We start from the raw sequence: 20,230 nt of genomic DNA on the forward strand, positions 1-20,230 counted from the left end.
CCCCCTCCGGGTCCTGTGGAGACGCGGTTGACCTGTCACACGCGAGAACTCCGGCCCGCCGCGAAGGGCGGGCCGGAGCGTGCTGAGCAGTCGGTCTACTCGGGGGCGACGTCGTCCCAGAGACCCAACGGCTCCAGTACCGATTCCATCCAGAGCTGCACGTCGACGGTGTCGACGCGGTAGGGGAAGCCCTGACCGCCACAGCTGTAGTTCTTCACGAACGAATTCACGGCGAGCACCGTCGTCGTGTCACCGGCGAAGGTCGGGCCCCCGGAGTCGCCGAAGCACGTGCCGACGCGCCCTCCGCCGAAGTTCGACGCGAGCTGCAGGTTGTACCCGGCCGTGTAGGTGTTCCTGGTGTTGATGATGAATGTCTGGCCCATCAGCCGCTCGCGGAACGACAGGGTGTTCTGGCCGTTCTTGCCGTTGGTGCGGGTGACACCGTAGCCCGAGACGGTCACCACCGCGTCGACGCCGGTACCGAGCAGGTCGGCGTCGCCGACCCCCGCCAGCTCGCCGTAGGTGTCGATCTCGGGATAGACCGCCTCCACCGCGCCGGGCTCCAGCACGATCAGGCCGACATCGTGCGTGTCGGGAATGGTCGCGAGGTCGGTGAAGCCGTAGTTGTAGAGCATCGTCGACGTGACGCCGCCCGTCTCGGGGTAGCCGGACGACGCGGGCGTTCCCGTGGCCGGGTCGTAGTCGGCGCCCGCGTCCTGCTCGAACCAGATCCGGGCTGAGGCGGCTACATTGCCCTCCTCATCGGCGGCGACGCAGTGGCCCGCGGTGAGGAACACCTCCGGAGACAGCAGCGTCCCCGTGCACCGGTGCAGGAACTCCCCCTCGTCGTCGTAGAACGCGACGAGGCCGACGTACTTGTGTTCGAAGTCCTCGACGACGTTCGGACCGGTGATTGCTCCTGCGGGAGCGGCCACCAGAGCGGTGGCCGTCACTGCCAGGGCCGTGGGTAGCAGCGCCCAGCGAGCGAATCTTGAAAGCATTCTGTGCTCCTTCAGATGGTTGACTTGCGGTCCGACTCTTCTAACCCGTCGCTCGATCGCCGCACAAGGAGGCGAAATCCGGCTCGGGAACGAATAGGATCCCGCTCCCGGCAGGAGCACGTCGGCGCCACGGGCGACCCTCGCGCCGACCGGCGCGGCTAGCCTGAAGGCATGGTGTTTCCCCCGCTCGTCGAGCCGGTCGCGGAGCTCAGCGAAGACGAACGCACCCGCACGGCGCGCCACCGCGTGCTCGCGGGATTCGGCGACCTCGCGCAGCGCCGTCTCGCCGCCGCGCATGTCGCCGTCGTGGGCGCCGGCGGACTGGGCTCCCCCGCCGTGCTCGCTCTCGCCGCGGCGGGAGTCGGCACCATCACCGTGATCGACGACGACAGGGTCGAGGCATCCAATCTCCAGCGCCAGGTCATGCATCGCGTAACCGATGTGGGGGCACCCAAGGTGGACTCCGCCGTGCGTATCGCGGGCGATCTGTCACCGACGACCCTGGTGCGGGCGGTGCCGGCGCTGCTCACCCCCGGCAACGCCCGCCAGCTGCTCGCCGGAGCACACGTGGTCATCGACGGAACCGACACGTTCGAGACGCGCGAGGCCGTGGCCGCGGCGTGCGACAGCCTGGGCGTTCCGCTGGTGTGGGGCGTGGTGCAGGAGTTCCACGCGCAGGCGACCGTGTTCTGGTCGGCTCCCCCGGCCGGCGCACTCCCGGTGCGGCTGGCGGACCTCTACCCGCCCGATGCCGGGCGGGAGGCTCCGTCGTGCGCGCAGGTGGGCGTGCTCGGCGCGCTGTGCCTGCAGGTCGGCGCGCTCCTCGCGACGGAGGCCGTGAAGCTCATCACCGGCGTGGGCGAGCCGCTCCTCGGACGCGTGCTCGTGATCGACGCGCTGCGGGGGCGCACCGACGAGGTGCCGCTGCGCCCTGCCTCCGACGGAGGGACGACGCCGGCCGAGCCGGAGCGACGGGCCTCAGCCGCCACCACCGCGATCCCCCAGCTCAGCCCCGCCGAGGCGCTGGCGGCCCACCGCGGCGGCGCCGTGCTGCTCGACGTGCGCGAGCCGTTCGAGACGGATCGCGGCGTCATCCCGGGATCGGTCCTGCTGCCGCTCGGCGAGGTGCTGGCCGATCCGTCGCGCGTCGAGGCGGAGAACGTGGTCGTCGTGTGCCAGGTGGGCATGCGTGCGCAGCGCGCGGCCGCGGCCCTGCGCGGCGCCGGGGTCGCGGCATCCGTGCTCGCGGGCGGTATCGACGCCTGGACGCGCGACGGCGCGGCGGTTCGCGCGTGAGCGGGCTGCGTTCCGTCGAGGAGCACCTCCTCGACGTGCTGAGCGCTGCGCAGCCCCTTCCTGCCGAGCCGGTGCCTCTCGCGTCCGCTCACGGCCGGACGCTGCGCGAACCGGTGCGTGCGGCCGTCGACATCCCGGTCTTCGACAACTCGGCGATGGACGGGTTCGCGGTGCGCTTCGCGGATGTGGCGGATGCCGCACCCCACGCCCCCGTCGGCCTCCGCGTCGTGGCCGACCTTCCCGCGGGCACCGCCGACGATCCTCCGCTCGGGGCGGGAGAGGCCGCGCGCATCATGACGGGATCGCCGGTTCCGTCGGCGAGCGACGCGATCGTGCCCTTCGAAGACACCGCTGGCGGGCTCGCCGACTCCCTGGGGTCGATCTCGGTGCTGCGAGCGCCCCGGGCCTCGGGCGCGCACATCCGGCGATCCGGCGAGGACGCGCGCACCGGCGCCGAAGTGCTCTCCGCCGGCGAGCTCCTCGGTGCGCTCCAGGTCGCCGCCGCGGCGGCCGCCGGCGTCGCCGAGGTCGTGGTGTCGCGTCGTCCTCGCGTCGCCGTCATCTCGACGGGGAGCGAGCTCGTCGAGCCCGGCGCTCCGCTGCGACGGGGCCAGATCCCGGAGTCCAACAGCGTGCTCCTGGCGGCCCTCGCGACCGAGGCGGGAGCCGAGGTGGTGCGCCGCGCGAGCGTGCCCGACGAGGGCGGCGAGCTCGACGCCCTGCTGGCGGAGGTCACCGACCCCGGGTCGCCGCACGGCGCCGACGTCGTGGTGTTCTCGGGCGGCGTGAGCGCCGGCGCGTACGAGGTCGTCAAGTCGACGCTGTCGAGCAGGATGACGTTCTCGAAGGTCGCGATGCAGCCCGGCAAGCCGCAGGGCTTCGGGCGGCTGCCCTCCGGCACGCTGCTGTTCGGCCTGCCGGGAAACCCCGTCAGCGCCGCGGTGTCGTTCGAGGTGTTCGTGCGCCCCGCCCTGCTGCGCCTCCAGGGGCGGCGCGTGCTCGATCGCCCGGTTCTCGCCCTCCCCGCGGGCGCGGCGTGGCGCACTCCGCCCGGCCGTCGCCAGTATCTTCCGGTGACGATCGACCGGGCGGATCCGCGCGCCTGGCGCGCCGTTCCGGCGACCTCCGGCGGATCGCACCTGGCGGGCGGACTCGGCCGCGCCGAGGCGTACGCCGTCGTGCCGCACGACGTCGACGCGGTGTCCGTCGGCGACATCGTGGATGTCATGCTGATCTCATGAGCTCCGACCAGCCGCCGACATTCACGCACCTCGACGAGGCGGGGCACGCCCGCATGGTCGATGTGACACTCAAGCAGCCCACCGTGCGGTCGGCGACCGCACGGGGCTTCGTGCGCTGCGCACCCCACGTCGTCGCGGCGCTGCGCGACGGGTCGGTCCCGAAGGGCGACGTGCTGGCGGTCGCCCGGATCTCCGGCATCCAGGCGGCCAAGCGCACCCCCGAGCTGCTGCCCCTCGCCCATGTCATCGGGGTGCACGGCGCCGCCGTCGACCTCGCGGTCGACGAGGACGGCGTGGCCATCGAGGCCACCGTGCGCACCGCCGATCGCACCGGAGTGGAGATGGAGGCCCTGACTGCCGTGTCGGTGGCGGCCCTCGCGGTCGTCGACATGGTGAAGGGCCTCGACAAGGGCACGTCGATCGAGAACGTGCGCATCGTCACGAAGACCGGCGGCAAGAGCGGCGACTGGCACCGCCCCGGCGAAGCGTGAGCATGCCTCCCGTCGTCGGCGGCCTCGGGGCGATCCTCCTGGCGGGAGGGCGCGCCACCCGCCTCGGCGGAGCGAGCAAGCCGCTGCTCGACGTGGGCGGCCAGACGCTTCTTCAGTCCGCCGTCCGCGCCGCTCGGCGAGCGGCTGCGAGTCCGGTGACGGTGGTGGCACCCGTGCTCGATGAGACGCTGCCCGTCTCGTGGGTCCGCGAGGATCCTCCCTTCAGCGGCCCGGCGGCCGCCGTCGTCGCCGCGCTCGCGTCCTGGCCGCAGGCCGCCGACCCGGAGTGGACGCTGCTGCTCGCGTGCGACCTGCCCGGAGCGGAGGCGGCCGTCGTGCGCCTGGTCGGCGACCTCCCCCTCCTTCCCGGCGATGCCGGCGGCATCTGCCTCGGCGACCGGTCGAGTCGCCCCCAGTGGCTCATCGGCGTCTATCGCACCGGCGCGCTGAGGGGCGCAGCATCCGCTCTCCCCCTCGGCGGGCGGGATGCCCCGGTGCGCGCGCTGCTCGACGAGCTCGCGATCACGGTAGTCGCGGCCGGCGACGACCTGACCCGCGACGTCGACACGTGGGAGGATCTGGAAGAGGCCCGCGAGCGGGCCGGCCAGGTCATCGCCGCGGTCGAACAGGTACCGCACCGAACCCAGGAGCCGTCATGAGCGAGCAGTCCCGCACCCTTCCGCCCGAGGCGCTCGACGCGTGGGCCGCCGCCCTGCGCGAGCGATTCGGACTGGCTGAGGACGACGTGCCGGTGGGCGCTGTCCTCGACCTGGCCCGCGACGTCGCGAACGGCGTCGCCCGGCCGGCCGCACCGCTCGGGGCATTCGTCGCGGGCCTGGTCGCGGGCCGTCGCGCCGGCACCGACACGGCCGAGGTGCTCGCCGCACTGCGCGAGGTCACCGAGCTCGCCGACGGGTGGGAGCAGTAGTGCCCGTCGTCCGCTACTTCGCCGCCGCGCAGGAGGCGACCGGTCTCGACACCGAGCGCCGCGCGGAGCGCTCCCTGGGCGAGCTGCGCGCCGCCGTGTCAGCCGCCTACCCCGGGCTGGGCGGCATCCTCCCGCAGTGCGCCGTGCTCGTGGCGGGCTCCCGTGTCGCCGACGACACGACGCTCGGCCCCGACGACCTCGTCGACGTGCTGCCGCCCTTCGCCGGCGGCTGAGCCGGCACCGTCACCGACTCGGTCAGCACCGTCGCGGATTCGAGGTGATCTGCGCATCAGAGGACGGATCGCGCCGACGCGTCCTCGAAAGCGCAGATCTCCTCGGATGCGCCGCGTCCGGCCGGCGGTTTCAGCCGCCGAGGCCGAGCCAGGTGGCCGTGCCGTCGGACTCCAGCTGCCGCTTCCACACCGGAAGGTCGGTCTTGATGGTCTCGATCAACGTGCGGCAGACCTCGAAGGCCTCTGCCCGGTGTGCGGAGGCGACAGCGATCACGACGGCAAGGTCGCCGACATCGAGGCGGCCGACGCGGTGCGACACCGCGACCAGCGCCCCCGACGATCCGATGGCCTGCGCTGCCAGCCTGGCCAGCGTCGCCGCTGCGTCGGGATGGGCGGAGTACTCGAGAGCGACGACGGCGGTGGCGGCATCCGGATCATGATCGCGGACGCGACCGACGAATGTCGTGACCGCCCCCATGTGCGCGTCATCGACGGCGCGGAGGTGCGCATCGAGGTCGAGCGGCTCGGCGCTGATCGCCGCCACCCGCACGGCGTCGGTCGAGACGGCCATCAGTGGTCCCCTCCGCCGAGCTGGTCGAGAACATGCCGGGCGACGGACACGACGACGGGTATTCCGGATGCTACGCCCCCGGCCGATCCCGGCAGGTTCACGACGAGCGCCCCGTGGGGATCGACCACCCCTGCGAGCCCGCGGGTGAGCATGCCGGCGGGAAGCTCGTCGGCGCCGCGGCGGCGGAGCTCCTCGGCGATCCCCGGAATCTCCCGCGTCAGCACCCGCGCGGTGCCCTCGGGGGTCTGATCGCGTGGCGAGACCCCCGTGCCTCCGGTGGTGATGATGAGCTTGACGCCGGCGACGACTTCGGCGGTGAGGGCGCGTTCGACGCTGTCGGCCCCGTCGGGCACGACGACGGCGTCCGCGCAGTCGAAGCCGGCATCGCGCAGGGCGGCGACCGCGAGCGGACCGCTGCGGTCGGCGCGCAGGCCGGCAGCCGACCGATCCGACACGGTGACGACGGCGGCTCGGGTCATGGTGCCAGCCTAGGCGCGCGCGCTCACGATCGGCGCTCGAGGCGCACGAGCACCGACTTCGACGTCGGCGTCCCACTGACGTCGGCGACGGAGTCCAGCGGCACGAGCACGTTCGTCTCGGGGTAATAGGCCGCCGCGTTACCCCGCGGCGTGCGGTAGGCGACGATGCGGAACTCCTCGGCGCGCCGCTCCTCGACCGTGCCTCCCGGGCGCCGCCACTCCGACACCAGGTCGACGATGTCGTTCTCGGCGAAGCCCAGCGCCACGATGTCCTTGGCGTTCACGAGCACCACGCGACGGCCGCCGTGGATGCCCCGGTACCGGTCGTCCTTGCCATAGATGGTGGTGTTGTACTGGTCGTGCGATCTCAGCGTCTGCAGCAGCAGGCGTCCCCGGGGGATCCGCGGGTACTCCAGCGTGTTCACCGTGAACCGCGCCTTACCATCGGGTGTCGCGAAGCGGCGTGCGTCGCGCGGCCCGTTCGGCAGGTGCAGGGTGCCGCCCTTGTCGATGCGACCCTCGTAGTCGTCGAAGCCGGGCACCACCCGTTCGATGTGCGAGCGGATGAGCGCGTAGTCGGCCTCGAGCGCCGCCCAGTCCGCGTGCGGGACGTTGGAAGGATGCTGCCCCCCGCCCGGATCGCCGACGCGGGTGGCCGCCGCGACCGCCGCCTCCTCGGCGGGCGAGCGCTCCGGGTAGCCGCGGTCGTGGCGTGCCGGATCCGTCGTCCCCGTGTTCCCCGGATCGGGAGATCTGACGGCCGCAGGACTGCTGGGGGCGGGATCGTCCTGATCTCGCGAGATCTCCTGATCCGGGCCGGCTGCCGCGGTGTTACGGCGCTGTGCGCCGGGGCCGGGGTCGCCGAAGACGAGCGCACTGAGGCGCGCGACGATCGCGACTTCGCTCAGCAGTTCCTCCGAGGGCGGGGCGAGCCGGCCGCGCGAGGCGTGCACGGCTCCCATGGAGTCCTCCACGGTCACCCTCTGCTCGCGGACACTGCCGTCGGCCCCCGGGCGCCGGTCACGGTCGGTGCGGCCGAGGGTCGGGAGGATCAGCGCCCGCCGCCCGGTGACGACGTGCGAGCGGTTGAGCTTCGTGGAGACGTGCACCGTGAGTCCCACCCGCGCCATTCCGGCCTCCACGACCGCGGTGTCGGGGGTGGCCGACACGAAGTTGCCGCCCATGCTCATGAAGAACCGCACCCGGCCGTCGCGCATGGCCCGGATCGCCTGCACCGTGTCGTACCCGTGCTCGCGCGGGGCGGAGAACCCGAACTCCGCGTCGAGCGCGTCGAGGAAGGCCGTCGACGGCTTCTCATAGATGCCCACCGTGCGGTCGCCCTGCACGTTGGAATGCCCGCGCACGGGGCACAGGCCGGCGCCGCGGCGGCCGATGTTGCCCTGCAGCAGCAGGGCGTTGACGATCTCGCGCAGCGTCGGCACGGAGTGCTTGTGCTGCGTGAGTCCCATGGCCCAGCAGACGATCGTGGCCTTCGACGTCTTCACGGCCTCGCCGACCCGCCGCAAGGCCTTCTCCGGCAAGCCCGTAGCCGAGACGAGCTCGCGCCACGAGGCATCCGTCATCGCCTGCCGGTACTGCTCGAAACCGCTGGTGTGCTCCGCGATGAACTCGTGGTCGAGCACGCCTCCCTCGGCGGCCTCGGCTTCGAGCAGGTGCTTGCCGATCGCCTGGAACAGCGCCTGGTCACCGCCCAGCCGGATCTGCACGAACTCGTCAGCGAGCTTCGTGCCGCCGAATGCCACCCCGCGCACGGTCTGCGGGTTCTCGAACCGCATGAGCCCGGCCTCGGGCAGCGGGTTGACGGCGATGATGGTCGCGCCGCGCTGCTTGGCCTTCTCGAGCGCCGAGAGCATGCGCGGATGGTTGGTGCCGGGGTTCTGGCCCGCCACGATGAGCAGGTCGGCCTCGTGGATGTCTTCGATCGAGACGGTGCCCTTGCCGATGCCGATCGTCTCGGTCAGGGCGGACCCGGATGACTCGTGGCACATGTTGGAGCAGTCCGGCAGGTTGTTCGTACCGAGCCCGCGGACGAGCAGCTGATACAGGAACGCCGCTTCGTTGGACGTGCGGCCCGAGGTGTAGAAGACCGCCTCGTCGGGATCGTCCAGATCCTTCAGCTCGTCGGCGACCAGCGCGAGGGCGTCGTCCCACGAGATCGGGCGGTAGTGCGTGTCGTCCGCATCGAGCACCATCGGATGCGTCAGCCGACCCTGCTGACCCAGCCACCAGTCGTCGTGCCCCCGCAGTTCACTGAGCGAATGCGCCGCGAAGAACTCGGGGCCCACCCGACGCAGGGTCGCCTCCTCGGCGACGGCCTTCGCGCCGTTCTCGCAGAACTCGGCGACGTGGCGCCGGTCTTCCTCGGGCCACGCGCAGCCGGGGCAGTCGAAGCCGTCCTTCTGGTTGACGCGCAGCAGTGTCTGCACCGAGCGCCTCACGCCCATCTGCTCGTTCGCGATCTCGAGGGCGTGCAGCACGGCCGGCACGCCGACCGCGACCTTCTTGGGGTGCGACACGCGGACGCGCGTCTCATCGATATCGGTTCTCGGGGGCTTCGTCGCCATGCGTCAAGGCTATGCCCCTCCCCGCCCGCTGGCGCGCGCACGCTCTCCCGTACGGGAAGTGGGGCGGGCGGATGCCGCCACCCCGGCGGCCGTGCCGGGCCGCGGCCTGCTCAGGGCAGCGCGTCGAGGAGCGCGTCGAGCGTGGCGTCGTCGGCGGCGACCTGCTCCCGCACCGACGATCACGACTGCTCTGCGGCGCACGCGGGGCCCTCCAGGTCGGGATCCGCGGGGCCCGGATGCCTCAGCGCCTGCCCGTGCCGAAGATCCCGCGGATCACACCACCCAGTATCGTCTGCGTCGACTTCGAGTTGAGGATCTGCTCGATCGGCGACTTCTGCGCAGAGCGCGACGTGCGGGTCGTGCCGGCGGTCTTCTTGAGCAGTCGCTCGTACTCCTGCTGAGCCTTCTTCTCGGCGGCGGCGCTGGCCTCGTCGGCCGCGGCCTGCTGCTTGTCGATCGCGGCCTTCTGCCTCGCGTACTCGGCGTCGGCCTTCGCCTTCGCGATCGCCGCCTCCTCGGCGGCCGCGGCGTCGTCGGCCGCCTTCATCTTCGCCGTGAGGATCTCGCGCGCCGACTCGCGATCGATCGCGGTGCCGTACTTCGCCAGGAGCGGCGATGCGTTCACCGCCGCGACGATCGCGGGCTCGGGCGTGGGCGACATCAGCCCCTGCGGGGCGCGCAGGCGCGTCCAGGCGACCGGCGTCGGGGCGCCCTTCTCGCTCATCACGGTGACGATCGCCTCGCCCGTTCCGAGCTCCTGCAGCACGCGTTCCAAGTCGTACCCCGACTTCGGGTAGGTGCCGACGGTCGCCCGCAGGGCCTTCGCGTCGTCGGGCGTGAACGCGCGCAGCGCATGCTGCACCCGCGAACCCAGCTGCGCGAGCACGTCGGAGGGCACGTCCTTCGGGGTCTGCGTCACGAAGAAGACGCCGACGCCCTTCGACCGGATGAGCCGGACCGTCTGCACGATCGCGGAGAGGAAGTCCTTCGACGCGTCCTTGAACAGCAGGTGCGCCTCGTCGAAGAAGAAGACGAGCTTCGGCTTGTCGGCGTCACCCACCTCAGGAAGGATCTCGAACAGCTCGGCCAGCAGATACATCAGGAAGGTCGAGAACAGCTCGGGCTTGTCGATCACCCCGGGCACCTCGAGCAGGCTGATGACACCGCGTCCGTCCGCCGCCGTGCGGATGAAGTCGGCGACGTCGAACTCGGGCTCGCCGAAGAACACGTCGGCTCCGGCATCCGCGAAGGTGATCAGCTCGCGGAGGATGACCCCCGCCGTCGCCGCCGACAGTCCGCCCAGCTCCTTCAGCTCGGCCTTTCCCTCGTCGCTCGTGAGGTGGGTGAGCACGGCGCGCAGATCCGACAGGTCGACCAGGGCGAGGCCGTTCGCGTCGGCGTAGTGGAAGACGAGACCCAGGCTCGACTCCTGCGTGGCGTTGAGCCCGAGCACCTTGCTCAGCAGCAGCGGCCCGAAGCCCGAGACCGTCGCCCGCACCGGGACGCCCTTGCCGATGCCGCCGAGGGCGAAGTACTCGGTGACGGACGCCTCGGGCCTCCAGTCCTGCCCGATCGCCCGCGTGCGCGCCAGCAGCTTGTCGCTGGGCTCCCCGGGCGTCGCGACGCCCGACAGGTCGCCCTTGATGTCGGCCGCGAACACGGGGACGCCCTTCGCCGCGAGCTGCTCGGCCAGCCCCTGGAGGGTGCGCGTCTTGCCCGTTCCGGTGGCGCCGGCCACGAGGCCGTGCCGGTTCATCATCGCGAGCGGGATGCGGATCTGCGCGGACGGCACCGGATCGCCGTTGAGGAGGGCGCCCAGGTCGAGTGTGGTGCTGTCGAAGGTGTACCCGGAGGCGATCCTCTCGACCTCCTCGGCCGGCAGAGGCCCGGAGGACGTCTGCGGGAGGGACTGTTCCCTCGGGGGTTCCTGCGTGGCCGCGTCGGCGGTGGGCGCTCCCGCGGGCCCCTGAGCCGCCCCCACCACCGTCGGCGCCGTCCTCGAATGAGGATCCGAGCCGACCTGCGGAGCGGCATCCCCCAAACGCTCCGCATCTCGGCGCTGGTCCTCATTCGAGGACGGGTCAGCCGTGCCCGCGGAAGTTCCGGTCGCTCTCGCCCTGGCGGCGGCGGCCTCGGCGGCGGCGAGCGCTGCTCTCGCCTGCGCGGCCTTGAGCTGTGCTTCCGCGGCCTCCGCCTCCGCGCGGAGGCGCGCAAGCTCCGCTTCTGCGGCGGCGACGGCCGGGTCCGACGCGGGCGATTCGGGGGTGGCAGGCGCGGTCATGCGCTCAGCCTAGCCAGGCCCCTCGCGCTCACTGCCGGTCTCTCGCGGGCCAGCGGCACCGCGAACGCCGCCGCCACCAGCAGTGCGGCGCCCGCTCCGATCAAGGCACCGCCGAGGGTGTCGCTCAGCCAGTGCGCGTGCAGGTAGGTGCGGCTGAACGCCATCAGCACCACCCACGCGCCACCCACGATGCCGACCCAGAGACGCGGGAAGATGATCACCGCCGCGACGGCGATGGTCGCCGCATTCGCCACATGCCCGGAAGGGTACGAGCCGTAGTCCGACACGACCAGGATGTCTTCGGGGCGCACGCGGCCGAACACGTGCTTGAGCACCTGCACCCCGGCCGCCGAGATGGCCTCGGCGGCGAGGAAGTACGCCGCCGACCATGGTCGCCGCAGCAGGACGAGGCCGACGGCGCCTGCGATCGGAACGGCGAACACGCCCATCCATCCGCCGCCCACGAAGTCCATGAAATGCGAGAAGGCGCTGAAGACCGGGTTCCACAGGTCGGCGACGAATGCGTTCCACGCACTGTCGACGACGAACGGGGTGTCTCCCCGGAGGAAGATCCACCATCCCAGCAGGAACGACAGCGCCACGAGCACGACGCCCGCCACGATGTAGGGCACGACGAAGGTCGCTGCCCTTCGCTGCTCCATGGTGGTCATCACATCATTGTGCCGACGCGGCTCGGCCACAGAGAACCCGTCGCCCCGGCGGGTCGACCGGTGCTATTGTTCGGGCGCGCACCGGCCCGGGCGGCGGCTCAGGGGGCGAGGCGTTCCACGGTCCGCGGACGCACGACGAGCCACAGCGAGAGCACGCCCACGACCGCGCACCCGGCCATCACCGAGGCCATCGTCGTCGCCGTGATGCCGGCATCCTTCGCAATCCATCCGACCAGCGGCGAGATGATGCCCGCCACGCCGAAGTTGGTGGCGCCGATGATCGACTGGGCGGTGCCCGCCGCCTTGCCGTGCCGGTCCAGCGCGAGCACCTGCACGCACGGGAAGGTGAATCCGCAGCCCGTCATGAAGAAGAAGAGCGGCACGATGGTGCCCCAGATGCCGAGCCCGAGCTGATCGGTGACGATGATGGCGGATGCCGCGACCACGAGCACTGCGGTCGACCATGCCATGACCCACTGCGGGCCGAATCGGGCGGCCAGGCGCGACGCGGCCTGGACGCCGACGACGACGCCGACGGAGTTCGCGGCGAAGAGGAGTCCGTACTGCTGGGCGTTGAACCCGTACTCCTGCTGGAACAGGAACGACGAGCTCGACAGGTACGAGAAGAGGCCCGAGAAGGTCATGCCGCCGATGATGAGCACGCCGATGAACACGCGGTCGCGGAAGACGCTGCGGTAGCGCTGCCACACCGTGGTCGCACCCCTCTCGTGGCGGCGCGCCGGCGGCAGCGTCTCGGGAAGGAAGACGATCGCCGAGACGAGCATGACGGCGCCGTAGACGGCGAGCACCACGAAGATGCCCCGCCACGGCATGACTGCCAGCAGCGCCGAGCCGACGAGCGGTGCGAGCACGGGCGCGACGCCCGAGACGAGTGCCAGACGGGAGAGCATCACGACGAGGCGCCGTCCGCCGAAGAGGTCGCGGACGATGGCGGCGGCCACGACGCCGCCGGCCGCGGCGCCGGCTCCCTGCAGCACGCGCGCGACCGACAGCAGCTCGAGCGTCAGCGCGAGGGCGGCGGCCGTACTGGCCAGCACGTGCAGAGCGGTGACGGCCAGCAACGGCACGCGGCGGCCCACCTTGTCGCTGAGCGGGCCGACGATGAGCTGACCGAGCGCGAAGCCGATCATCGTGCCGGTCAGGGTGAGCTGGATGGCCGCGGCCGTCGTGTCGAAGTCGGCCTCGAGCACGGGGAAGGCCGGCAGGTACAGGTCGATCGTGAACGGGCCGAGCGCCGTCAGCGCTCCGAGGAGGACGATGTAGAGCACCCGGCGGCGATGCGGGATGGAGTCGCCCGGGTGGAGCACGATCGGCGCGGTGGCCGGGTTGCTCCCGAGAGTGCGGATCGCGCCCGTCGGGTTCGGCGCGGGGCGGACTGCCGCGGCGGTGCGGACGGAAGCGGTCGGCGTGACGGGCGGCTGTGATTCGGCGGCGGTGCGGGTTTCGGGCTTCTGGACGGGGACGGACGACGTGTCGAGCAAGTGAGGTCTTCGTTTCGTGGCGGGATGTTTCGTGGCGGGATTCGACGGGAAGGCGGGGCGGGGCGGAGGGCGTCGAGGCCGGTGGCGCCGGTCGTGGCGCGCACAGACAGGACGAGAGGCGACGGACCTTTCGGCGCTGTCGGAAAGAGGCCGGGGTCCTGACGACCGACCGGGAGGTCGAATCGATTCGACTACCCATGATACCGGATGCCTCCGCCTGGCCCGCAACGCCTTCCCCGCTGCCGCCGTACCGGGGAGGGCTCTGTCTGTCGGCGGCTTCCCAGGGGCTGACTCATGCGCTCGCATAGGATGAGGGCGACCCCGCCCCCCGCTCCCGCGGCAGACTCCGGGCGCCCAGACCCCTGTTCACGATTGGCAGAGATCCCGAGCATGACCCCGAACCCCGCAGGCAAGCGCGCGAGTGGCAACCCGGCCACGCAGGCGAAGATCGACCTCACCGTCAAGCAGCAGCGCGAGCAGAAGCGCCAGGAGAAGCTCGCCGAGTACCAGAAGCAGCTCGCCAAGCGCCGCCGCGGCAAGCTCGTGTGGTGGATCGTCGGCTCGGCCGCCGCGGTGCTGGTCGTCGGCGCGATCGTCGCCTCGATCGTCTTCGCACCCGCCCCGCCGCCCAGTTATGCGCGCGGCGACAGCGACGGCAGCATCATCGAGGGCCTCGAGACCTTCGAGAACACGGCCAACCACGTCGAGGGACCTGTCGATTACGCGCAGACGCCGCCCGCCGGCGGAGACCACAACGCGATGTGGTTGAACTGCGGCGTCTACACCGAGCCGGTTCCCAACGAGAACGCCGTCCACGCGCTCGAGCACGGCGCCGTCTGGATCACGTACGACCCCGCCCAGGTCTCGGACGACGAGGTCGCGAAGCTCCAGGCGGAGCTCCCCTCGACATACACCGTGCTCTCACCGTACGAGGACATGGACACCCCCATCGCCGTCAGCGCGTGGAACGCGCAGCTCAAGGTCGATTCCGCCGACGACGAGCGCATCGAGCAGTTCGTCAAGGCCTACTGGCGCTCGACCAACGCGCCCGAGCCCAACGCCGCGTGCACCGGCGCGTACGACGCGCCGGGCAAGAAGTAGGCACCGCTGTGTCGGACGAGACTCCGGCCGGCAGCTCGCGGCGCTGGCTCGTGCTCGTCGTCGCGCTGGTGCTCATCGCGGCACTGGGCTTCGCGGCCGGGCGATTCTCGACGTTCGGCTCGCAGAGCGCGGCCTCGACGCCCGGCACCGATTCACCGGAGGCCGGCTTCAGTCGCGACATGCAGGTTCACCACGCGCAGGCCGTCGAGCTGGCGATGGAGATCTACCGCAAGACCGACGACGAGGAGCTGCGCGTGCTCTCGTACGACATCGCCACCGGTCAGGCAGCCCAGCGGGGCGAGATGTACGACTGGCTCGTGCGGTGGGGACTCTCCCAGTCCGGCGGCCCGATGATGCGGTGGATGGATGCCGCGGACGCCGGCCACGACCACGGCGGCGCGCCCACCGAGCCGATGACCGGCGAAGAGGCCCGCGCTGCGATGGGCATGGCGTCGGCCGAGGAGATCGCTGCGCTGAAGGCGGCGACGGGCACCGACGCGGACTGCCGGTTCCTCACGCTGATGATCCGGCACCACGAGGGCGCGATCCCCATGGCGAAGGCTCTGCTCGAGCTCGGCACCGACCCGCGCGCGCTCGAGATCGCGCAGGCGATCGAGAACGGCCAGACCGCCGAGATCGACGCGATGACCTCGATGCAGACCCGCCTGGGCTGCACCGGCTGAAGCTCCGACAGAACGCCGCACGAGGGACGCGGATGCTGCGGGCCGGCGGAGATCGCCGGCCCGCAGCATCCGCGTCTCCTGCTCGTCAGCCCTTCGTCGCGCCGGCCATGAGGCCGCGCACGAAGAACCGCTGCAGGGAGAGGAACACGATGATCGGCACGAACAGCACGAGGAACGCGCCCGCCGACACGAGGAACCACTGATTGCCCCAGGTGCCCGACAACGAGTTGAGCGTCTGGGTCATGGGCAGAGATGTCGTCGGAGCGAAGATCGTCGCCACGAGCAGGTCGTTCCACACCCAGATGAACTCGAGGATGGCGAACGACGCGAGCGCCGGCGTCGCCAGCGGCAGGATGATCCGGAAGAAGATCTGCCCGTGGCCCGCGCCGTCGACGCGAGCCGCCTCGATCACATCGGAGGGGATCTCCGAGATGAAGTTGTGGAGCAGGAAGATCGCCAGCGGCATGGCGAAGATCACATGGGCGATCCACACCGTCGCGAAACTGTGATCGACCTCCCGCATCTCCAGACCCGGGAAGATCTGCACGTCGCCGATCTCCAGACCCCTGGAGAACAGGCTCAGCAGCGGCACGAGCGCCATCTGGATCGGCACGATCTGCAGCGCGAACACCGCGACGAACAGGAACCCGCGTCCCTTGAAGTCCATCCAGGCGAACGCATACGCGGCCAGCGATGCGACGGCCAGAGCGAAGATCGTGACGGGGATCGTGATCGCGAGCGAGTTGAGGAAGGACTGCCCGAGCGTGAGCGCGGTGCCGCCGGACGTGAGCGCGGCCTGATAGTTGTCGAGCGTGAAGCTGGGATTGGTGAACACCGTCCACCAGCCCGACGTCGCCGAGTCCGCACCGGGCCGGAACGATGTGATCAGCAGGCCGAGCGTCGGGATCGTCCAGAGGAACGCGATCGCGACGGCGATGATCGTGGCCACCGGCGAGGTCAGGCGCTTGTGGGCCAGGGCCTCGTTCCGGCGCGTCTCGCGCGCGACCTTCCGCGCCTCCGCCTTGGTGGGCTGCGACGTGGTCTTGGAGTCGACGGCGGTCATCACCGCACCTCCCTCTGCTTGCGCAACTGCAACACGTTGTAGATGATCAGCGGCGTCACGAACACGAAGATCAGCACGGCCAGCGCCGCGGAGTGTCCGTAGCTCTGGAACCGCTGCTGCTGGTTGACCATCTCGAAGCCCAGCACCGTCGAGTTCGCGCGTCCGCCCGTCATCACGGCCACGATGTCGTAGAGCTTCAGGGCTGCGATCGTGATCGTCGTGAGCACCACGATGATCGACGTGCGGATGCCGGGCACCGTGACGTTGATGAACCGCTGCCAGGCCGACGTGCCGTCGAGCTGGGCCGCCTCGAGCTGCTCCACGGGAACCGCCTTCATGGCCGCGGAGAGCACGACCATCGCGAATCCGGTCTGCGCCCAGACGAACGCGAACAGCAGGCAGAACGTGTTCACCAGGGGCCAGATATCGAGCCAGGGCACCGGCTGACCGCCGAAGGCGACGATCACCGCGTTGAGGGTGCCGATCTGCTCACCCTGCCGGTAGTCGTAGACGAACTTCCAGATGAGGCTGATGCTCACCGGTGCGATCGCGAACGGCATGAACACCAGCAGCTTCAGCAGCCGCTCCCCGCGCGCCCGCTCCATGAAGGCCGCATACGCCAAGCCGACGACCGTCGCGAAGATGGGCGCGAAGATCGCCCAGATCAGCGTGTTGATGATCGACCAGAACCCCTGCGGGTTCGTGAACGCCCAGACGTAGTTCTCCATCCCGACGAAGTTCTCGCCGGTCTTGTCGAAGAACGACTGGATGATCGTCGAGATGCTCGGATAGACGAGACCGACCAGGATCGCGATGGCGGCAGGCGCCATGAACAGTGTCAGCTGGTACAGGTAGCCCGCGCCCTGGCTCGCCCGGTAGTCGGCCCAGAACAGCAGACCTCCGGCGATGAGGGCGATCGCGATGACGTAGATCACCGCGCCCTGGTAGGGCCGCAGCATCATGAACGCGAGGAACGGGATCGCGAAGCACGAGATGAGCCGCAGCCAGAAGTAGCCCCTGCCGGCGCGCGGCGCGTACTCGATCAGGACGAGGAGGACGCCGACCACAGCCGCGAAGATCACGAGGATGATCGGGATCTGGACGATCGGCCCCATGTTGCCGATCCATTGGAAGAACGAGTTGTACGAGAACCCGAGCGAGACCGGTCTCGCGTCCGGGTTCGGGGGGCTGAGCAGGAGGAACACGATGAGTGCCGCGATCAGGATGAGCCCGATCGTGACGACGAGTCGTGTCGTCCTCCGCGACGGAGGCTTCCTCCCTCCGCGTTCGGGCGCCGGCGTCCCCTGCGCCTCATCGGTCGCTGCTGTTGTGGTCTGAGACATGTTCTGCCTTCCTCCGTCGACGCCGACGGATGAATCACCCCGGCGCCGGGGCCGCGCGTCAGGCGTGCGGCCCCGGCACGGGGATGCGGTGCGTCAGTCCTGGTATCCGGCCTGGATGTCGCTCAGGACCTGCGGCGTCGGCTTGCCGTCGATCCAGTCGACCATGCCGCGCCAGAACGAGCCCGATCCGACGGTCGCCGGCATGAGGTCGGAGGCGTCGAAGCGGAAGGTCGTGTTCTGGTCCTGGACGATCTTCATCGCCTCGGTCAGGAACTCGCTCGATGCGAGCGACGGGTCGGCGCCGCTGTTGGCCGAGATGACGCCGCCGAGCTTCACTCGCGCGTCGGCGAACTCCGGCGTCGACATGTACTCGAGCACCTGCTGCGTCGCCGCGTCGTCCGAGAACGCGGTCACCAGCTCGCCACCGCCCTCGACGGCGAGTTCGCCCGCCTCCGGGCCGGGGAGCAGGAACGCGTAGACGTCGCCGTCAGGTCCGATATCTGGCGTCGCTCCGTCCGCCGTCTTCGCGGTGAGGAAGTTCGCCGCCAGGAAGGAGGCCTGGTGGGTCAGCGCACACGTGCCGTTGGCCACCGCCGCGGCGATCGGGTCGCCGAACGCCGTCGAGTTGATGCTCTTGACGTCGCCGAACCCCGCGTTGACGTAGTCGGGGTTGAGCAGGATCTCGCCGACCGAGTCGAACGCCGCCTCGATGTCGGGGTCGGTGAACTCGGTGTCACCGGCAGCCCAGCTGTCGTAGACGTCCGGTCCGGCCTGCCGCAGGACGAGGTCCTCGACCCAGTCCGTGCCGGGCCATCCCGACGCGGCCTCGGAGAAGAAGCCTGCGCACCACGGCGGCTGACCCGTCTTCTCGCGGATCGTGTCGGTCAGCGTGATGAGCTCGTCCCAGGTGGTCGCCGGCTCGACGCCCCACTCCTTGAAGCTCTTGGGTGAGTACCAGACGTAGCCCTTGAGGTTGGCGAGCATCGGCGCGGCGTAGAACGTGTCGTCGACCGTGCCCGTGTCCTTCCAGATGGACGACCAGTACTTGTCGACGTTGGCCTCCACCTCCTTCGTGCCTTCCTTCACCTCTCCGGTCTCCACCAGCGAGCGGAAGAGTCCGGGCTGCGGCACGATGGCGATGTCGGGGGCCGATCCGCCCGCGACCTTCGTGACGATGTTGCCCTCGAAGCCCTTGTCGCCCGTGTACTTGATGGTGATGCCGGACTCTTTGCCGTAGTCGTCGAAGACCTTCTGGAGGTTGTCGGCCTCCGAGCCGGTGATGCCGCCGGCGATCTCGACGGTCTCTCCTTCGACCGAGCCGCTGTCGCTTCCGCCGCCGTCTCCGCCCTCGGCGCATCCGGCGAGGGTCAGTGCCGCGATGGCCGTCAGTCCCAGCGCGATGTAGCCGTGTCGACGGCCGGATCGCAGTGCAGTCATGGTGTCTGCCTCCTCGTTGAGTTTGCGGAGCCGCCTCTCGGACTCCGCACGTAGGTGATCGGGAACCGATTCCATGCTCAAACTAGGGGATGCCGACGGAGCGCACAATCACCCGCATCATCACCCGCGATCACAACTCGGTAAACGCCGTCACCCGGGCTGGTGCGCGCCGTACGAGCACGGCATGATGTGCACTGGAACCGGTTCCAGAATCCGGGAGACGACGGGCGTCCCCGGGTGCGCGAGGAGGACCCGATGGCGGGCATCGCCGATGTTGCTCGGGCGGCAGGCGTCTCGAAGTCGACGGCTTCCCGCGCGCTCACCGGGTCGGGCTACGTCTCCGTCTCGACCCGCGCGCGGGTGAGGGATGCCGCAGCCGCGCTCGGCTACGTGCCCACGACGAGCGCGGTGAGCCTGGTGACGGGCCGCACGCAGACGGTCGGCGTGGTGATGCCCTCGCTCGACCGGTGGTTCTTCGCGCAAGTGCTGGAAGGCATCCAGGACGCCCTGCTGGAGCGCAGGTACGACCTCGCCCTCTACGGCGCGCCGCCCGAGTCGGCCGCACGCCGAGACATGTTCGAGCACTTCCTGGCGCGCAAGAGGTTCGACGGGCTGATCGCGGTGGGCCTCGAGCCGAGCGCCCGTGAGCTCGAGCGGCTCGTCGCCTTCGGCAAACCCGTCGTCGCGGTCGGCGGGCACGGCGTCGGCACGAACGCGGTCTCGATCGACGACGAAGCGGCCGCGCGGATCGCCACCGACCACCTCATCGGCCTCGGGCACCGCGAGATCGTGTTCCTCGGGGGCGACGCCGACGGCCGGCGCACCAGCTTCGGCGACGGCCGGCGCCTGGCCGGCTACCGCGCGGCGATGGCCGAGGCGGGGCTCGAGGCATCCGCTCGCCACGTGCAGTCCGAGGTGACGCTGCCCGGCGGGTATGGAGCTGCCGTCGAACTGCTCGGCGACCGGCGCACACGCCCGACGGCGATCGTCGGCGTCTGCGACGAGGTCGCGGTGGGCGCCATCATCGCTGCGCGCCGGCTCGGCATCCGGGTTCCCGAGCACCTCAGCGTCGTCGGCATCGACGATCACGCCTACGCCGACATGTTCTCGCTCACCACGCTCCAGCAGCGCCCGCATCAGCAGGGACGCGCCGCAGTGCAGCTGCTGATGTGGCAGCTCGACGATCCGGGCGCCCCCACCCACCGCCTCTACGAGTCGTCCCCGCTGATCGTGCGCAACTCCACCGCACCGGTCGACGACGACGCGTCCGCCGTCATCGGTGTGGGACCGCTCGGCTCGTCCTGACCCGGGCATGACGAAGGCC

19 protein-coding genes are annotated in these 20,230 nt (G+C 70.7%); 9 read left to right on the forward strand and 10 right to left on the reverse strand.

Features of this window, described 5'->3' with window-relative positions:
- Positions 1-95: 95 nt before the first annotated feature.
- Complete coding sequence (locus ACN9MP_RS14120) at positions 96-1,001, reverse strand: trypsin-like serine protease (RefSeq protein WP_426321155.1); 906 nt, start codon at positions 999-1,001, stop codon at positions 96-98.
- A gap of 171 nt (positions 1,002-1,172) precedes the next feature.
- Between ACN9MP_RS14120 and ACN9MP_RS14125 the strand changes: the two genes are divergently transcribed.
- The 6 genes from ACN9MP_RS14125 to ACN9MP_RS14150 are packed head-to-tail and all read left to right on the forward strand — an operon-like array spanning position 1,173 to position 5,190.
- Positions 1,173-2,297 carry a ThiF family adenylyltransferase gene (locus tag ACN9MP_RS14125; protein ID WP_426321156.1) on the forward strand — a complete coding sequence of 375 codons (1,125 nt, stop codon included), beginning with the start codon at positions 1,173-1,175 and terminating at the stop codon, positions 2,295-2,297.
- Positions 2,294-3,538: a gephyrin-like molybdotransferase Glp gene (gene glp, locus ACN9MP_RS14130; RefSeq protein ID WP_426321158.1), complete on the forward strand. Its 1,245-nt coding sequence runs from the start codon at positions 2,294-2,296 to the stop codon at positions 3,536-3,538. Before ACN9MP_RS14125 ends, glp begins: the two co-directional genes overlap by 4 nt.
- Positions 3,535-4,029 (forward strand): cyclic pyranopterin monophosphate synthase MoaC, encoded by a 495-nt coding sequence (gene moaC, locus ACN9MP_RS14135; protein ID WP_426321160.1) that lies wholly within the window; start codon positions 3,535-3,537, stop codon positions 4,027-4,029. Before glp ends, moaC begins: the two co-directional genes overlap by 4 nt.
- Before the next feature lie 2 nt (positions 4,030-4,031).
- Positions 4,032-4,688, forward strand: a complete 657-nt coding sequence (mobA, locus tag ACN9MP_RS14140) for a molybdenum cofactor guanylyltransferase (RefSeq protein WP_426321161.1) — start codon at positions 4,032-4,034, stop codon at positions 4,686-4,688.
- Positions 4,685-4,957, forward strand: coding sequence for a DUF6457 domain-containing protein (locus ACN9MP_RS14145; protein WP_426321163.1), 273 nt, complete (start codon positions 4,685-4,687; stop codon positions 4,955-4,957). The genes mobA and ACN9MP_RS14145 overlap by 4 nt, the downstream gene beginning before the upstream one ends.
- Positions 4,957-5,190: a MoaD/ThiS family protein gene (locus ACN9MP_RS14150; protein ID WP_426321165.1), complete on the forward strand. Its 234-nt coding sequence runs from the start codon at positions 4,957-4,959 to the stop codon at positions 5,188-5,190. The genes ACN9MP_RS14145 and ACN9MP_RS14150 overlap by 1 nt, the downstream gene beginning before the upstream one ends.
- Before the next feature lie 130 nt (positions 5,191-5,320).
- Here ACN9MP_RS14150 and ACN9MP_RS14155 read toward each other — a convergent pair whose 3' ends face one another.
- The 6 genes from ACN9MP_RS14155 to ACN9MP_RS14180 form a co-directional block, all read right to left on the reverse strand.
- Positions 5,321-5,761, reverse strand: coding sequence for a molybdenum cofactor biosynthesis protein MoaE (locus tag ACN9MP_RS14155; protein ID WP_426321166.1), 441 nt, complete (start codon positions 5,759-5,761; stop codon positions 5,321-5,323).
- Positions 5,761-6,240 carry a MogA/MoaB family molybdenum cofactor biosynthesis protein gene (locus ACN9MP_RS14160; RefSeq protein ID WP_426321168.1) on the reverse strand — a complete coding sequence of 160 codons (480 nt, stop codon included), beginning with the start codon at positions 6,238-6,240 and terminating at the stop codon, positions 5,761-5,763. Before ACN9MP_RS14160 ends, ACN9MP_RS14155 begins: the two co-directional genes overlap by 1 nt.
- 23 nt (positions 6,241-6,263) lie before the next feature.
- On the reverse strand, positions 6,264-8,825 hold the full coding sequence (locus ACN9MP_RS14165; protein WP_426321170.1) for an FdhF/YdeP family oxidoreductase: 2,562 nt from the start codon (positions 8,823-8,825) through the stop codon (positions 6,264-6,266).
- Between the two features lie 241 nt (positions 8,826-9,066).
- A complete protein-coding gene (locus ACN9MP_RS14170; RefSeq protein WP_426321172.1) occupies positions 9,067-11,106 on the reverse strand; it encodes a helicase HerA-like domain-containing protein in 2,040 nt (679 codons plus the stop codon).
- Complete coding sequence (locus tag ACN9MP_RS14175; protein WP_426321174.1) at positions 11,103-11,777, reverse strand: phosphatase PAP2 family protein; 675 nt, start codon at positions 11,775-11,777, stop codon at positions 11,103-11,105. Before ACN9MP_RS14175 ends, ACN9MP_RS14170 begins: the two co-directional genes overlap by 4 nt.
- Before the next feature lie 98 nt (positions 11,778-11,875).
- On the reverse strand, positions 11,876-13,279 hold the full coding sequence (locus tag ACN9MP_RS14180) for a multidrug effflux MFS transporter (RefSeq protein WP_426321176.1): 1,404 nt from the start codon (positions 13,277-13,279) through the stop codon (positions 11,876-11,878).
- 390 nt (positions 13,280-13,669) lie between these two features.
- Here ACN9MP_RS14180 and ACN9MP_RS14185 point away from each other — a divergent pair, with 390 nt between their 5' ends.
- Positions 13,670-14,380: a DUF3105 domain-containing protein gene (locus ACN9MP_RS14185; protein WP_426321178.1), complete on the forward strand. Its 711-nt coding sequence runs from the start codon at positions 13,670-13,672 to the stop codon at positions 14,378-14,380.
- Between the two features lie 8 nt (positions 14,381-14,388).
- Positions 14,389-15,063 carry a DUF305 domain-containing protein gene (locus ACN9MP_RS14190; RefSeq protein ID WP_426321179.1) on the forward strand — a complete coding sequence of 225 codons (675 nt, stop codon included), beginning with the start codon at positions 14,389-14,391 and terminating at the stop codon, positions 15,061-15,063.
- Positions 15,064-15,148: 85 nt separating this feature from the next.
- Here the strand turns inward: ACN9MP_RS14190 and ACN9MP_RS14195 are convergent, their stop codons facing one another.
- From ACN9MP_RS14195 to ACN9MP_RS14205, 3 genes are all read right to left on the reverse strand, one after another.
- The gene (locus ACN9MP_RS14195) at positions 15,149-16,126 is read right to left on the reverse strand and encodes a carbohydrate ABC transporter permease (RefSeq protein ID WP_426321181.1); all 978 of its coding nucleotides are present in this window, start codon (positions 16,124-16,126) and stop codon (positions 15,149-15,151) included.
- The gene (locus ACN9MP_RS14200) at positions 16,126-17,469 is read right to left on the reverse strand and encodes a carbohydrate ABC transporter permease (RefSeq protein WP_426321183.1); all 1,344 of its coding nucleotides are present in this window, start codon (positions 17,467-17,469) and stop codon (positions 16,126-16,128) included. Before ACN9MP_RS14200 ends, ACN9MP_RS14195 begins: the two co-directional genes overlap by 1 nt.
- 93 nt (positions 17,470-17,562) lie before the next feature.
- Positions 17,563-18,906 carry an ABC transporter substrate-binding protein gene (locus ACN9MP_RS14205; RefSeq protein WP_426321185.1) on the reverse strand — a complete coding sequence of 448 codons (1,344 nt, stop codon included), beginning with the start codon at positions 18,904-18,906 and terminating at the stop codon, positions 17,563-17,565.
- 255 nt (positions 18,907-19,161) lie between these two features.
- Here ACN9MP_RS14205 and ACN9MP_RS14210 point away from each other — a divergent pair, with 255 nt between their 5' ends.
- On the forward strand, positions 19,162-20,211 hold the full coding sequence (locus ACN9MP_RS14210) for a LacI family DNA-binding transcriptional regulator (RefSeq protein WP_426321186.1): 1,050 nt from the start codon (positions 19,162-19,164) through the stop codon (positions 20,209-20,211).
- Positions 20,212-20,230: the final 19 nt, after the last annotated feature.

The organism is Microbacterium sp. E-13 (assembly GCF_049912955.1).
GTDB lineage: Bacteria > Actinomycetota > Actinomycetes > Actinomycetales > Microbacteriaceae > Microbacterium.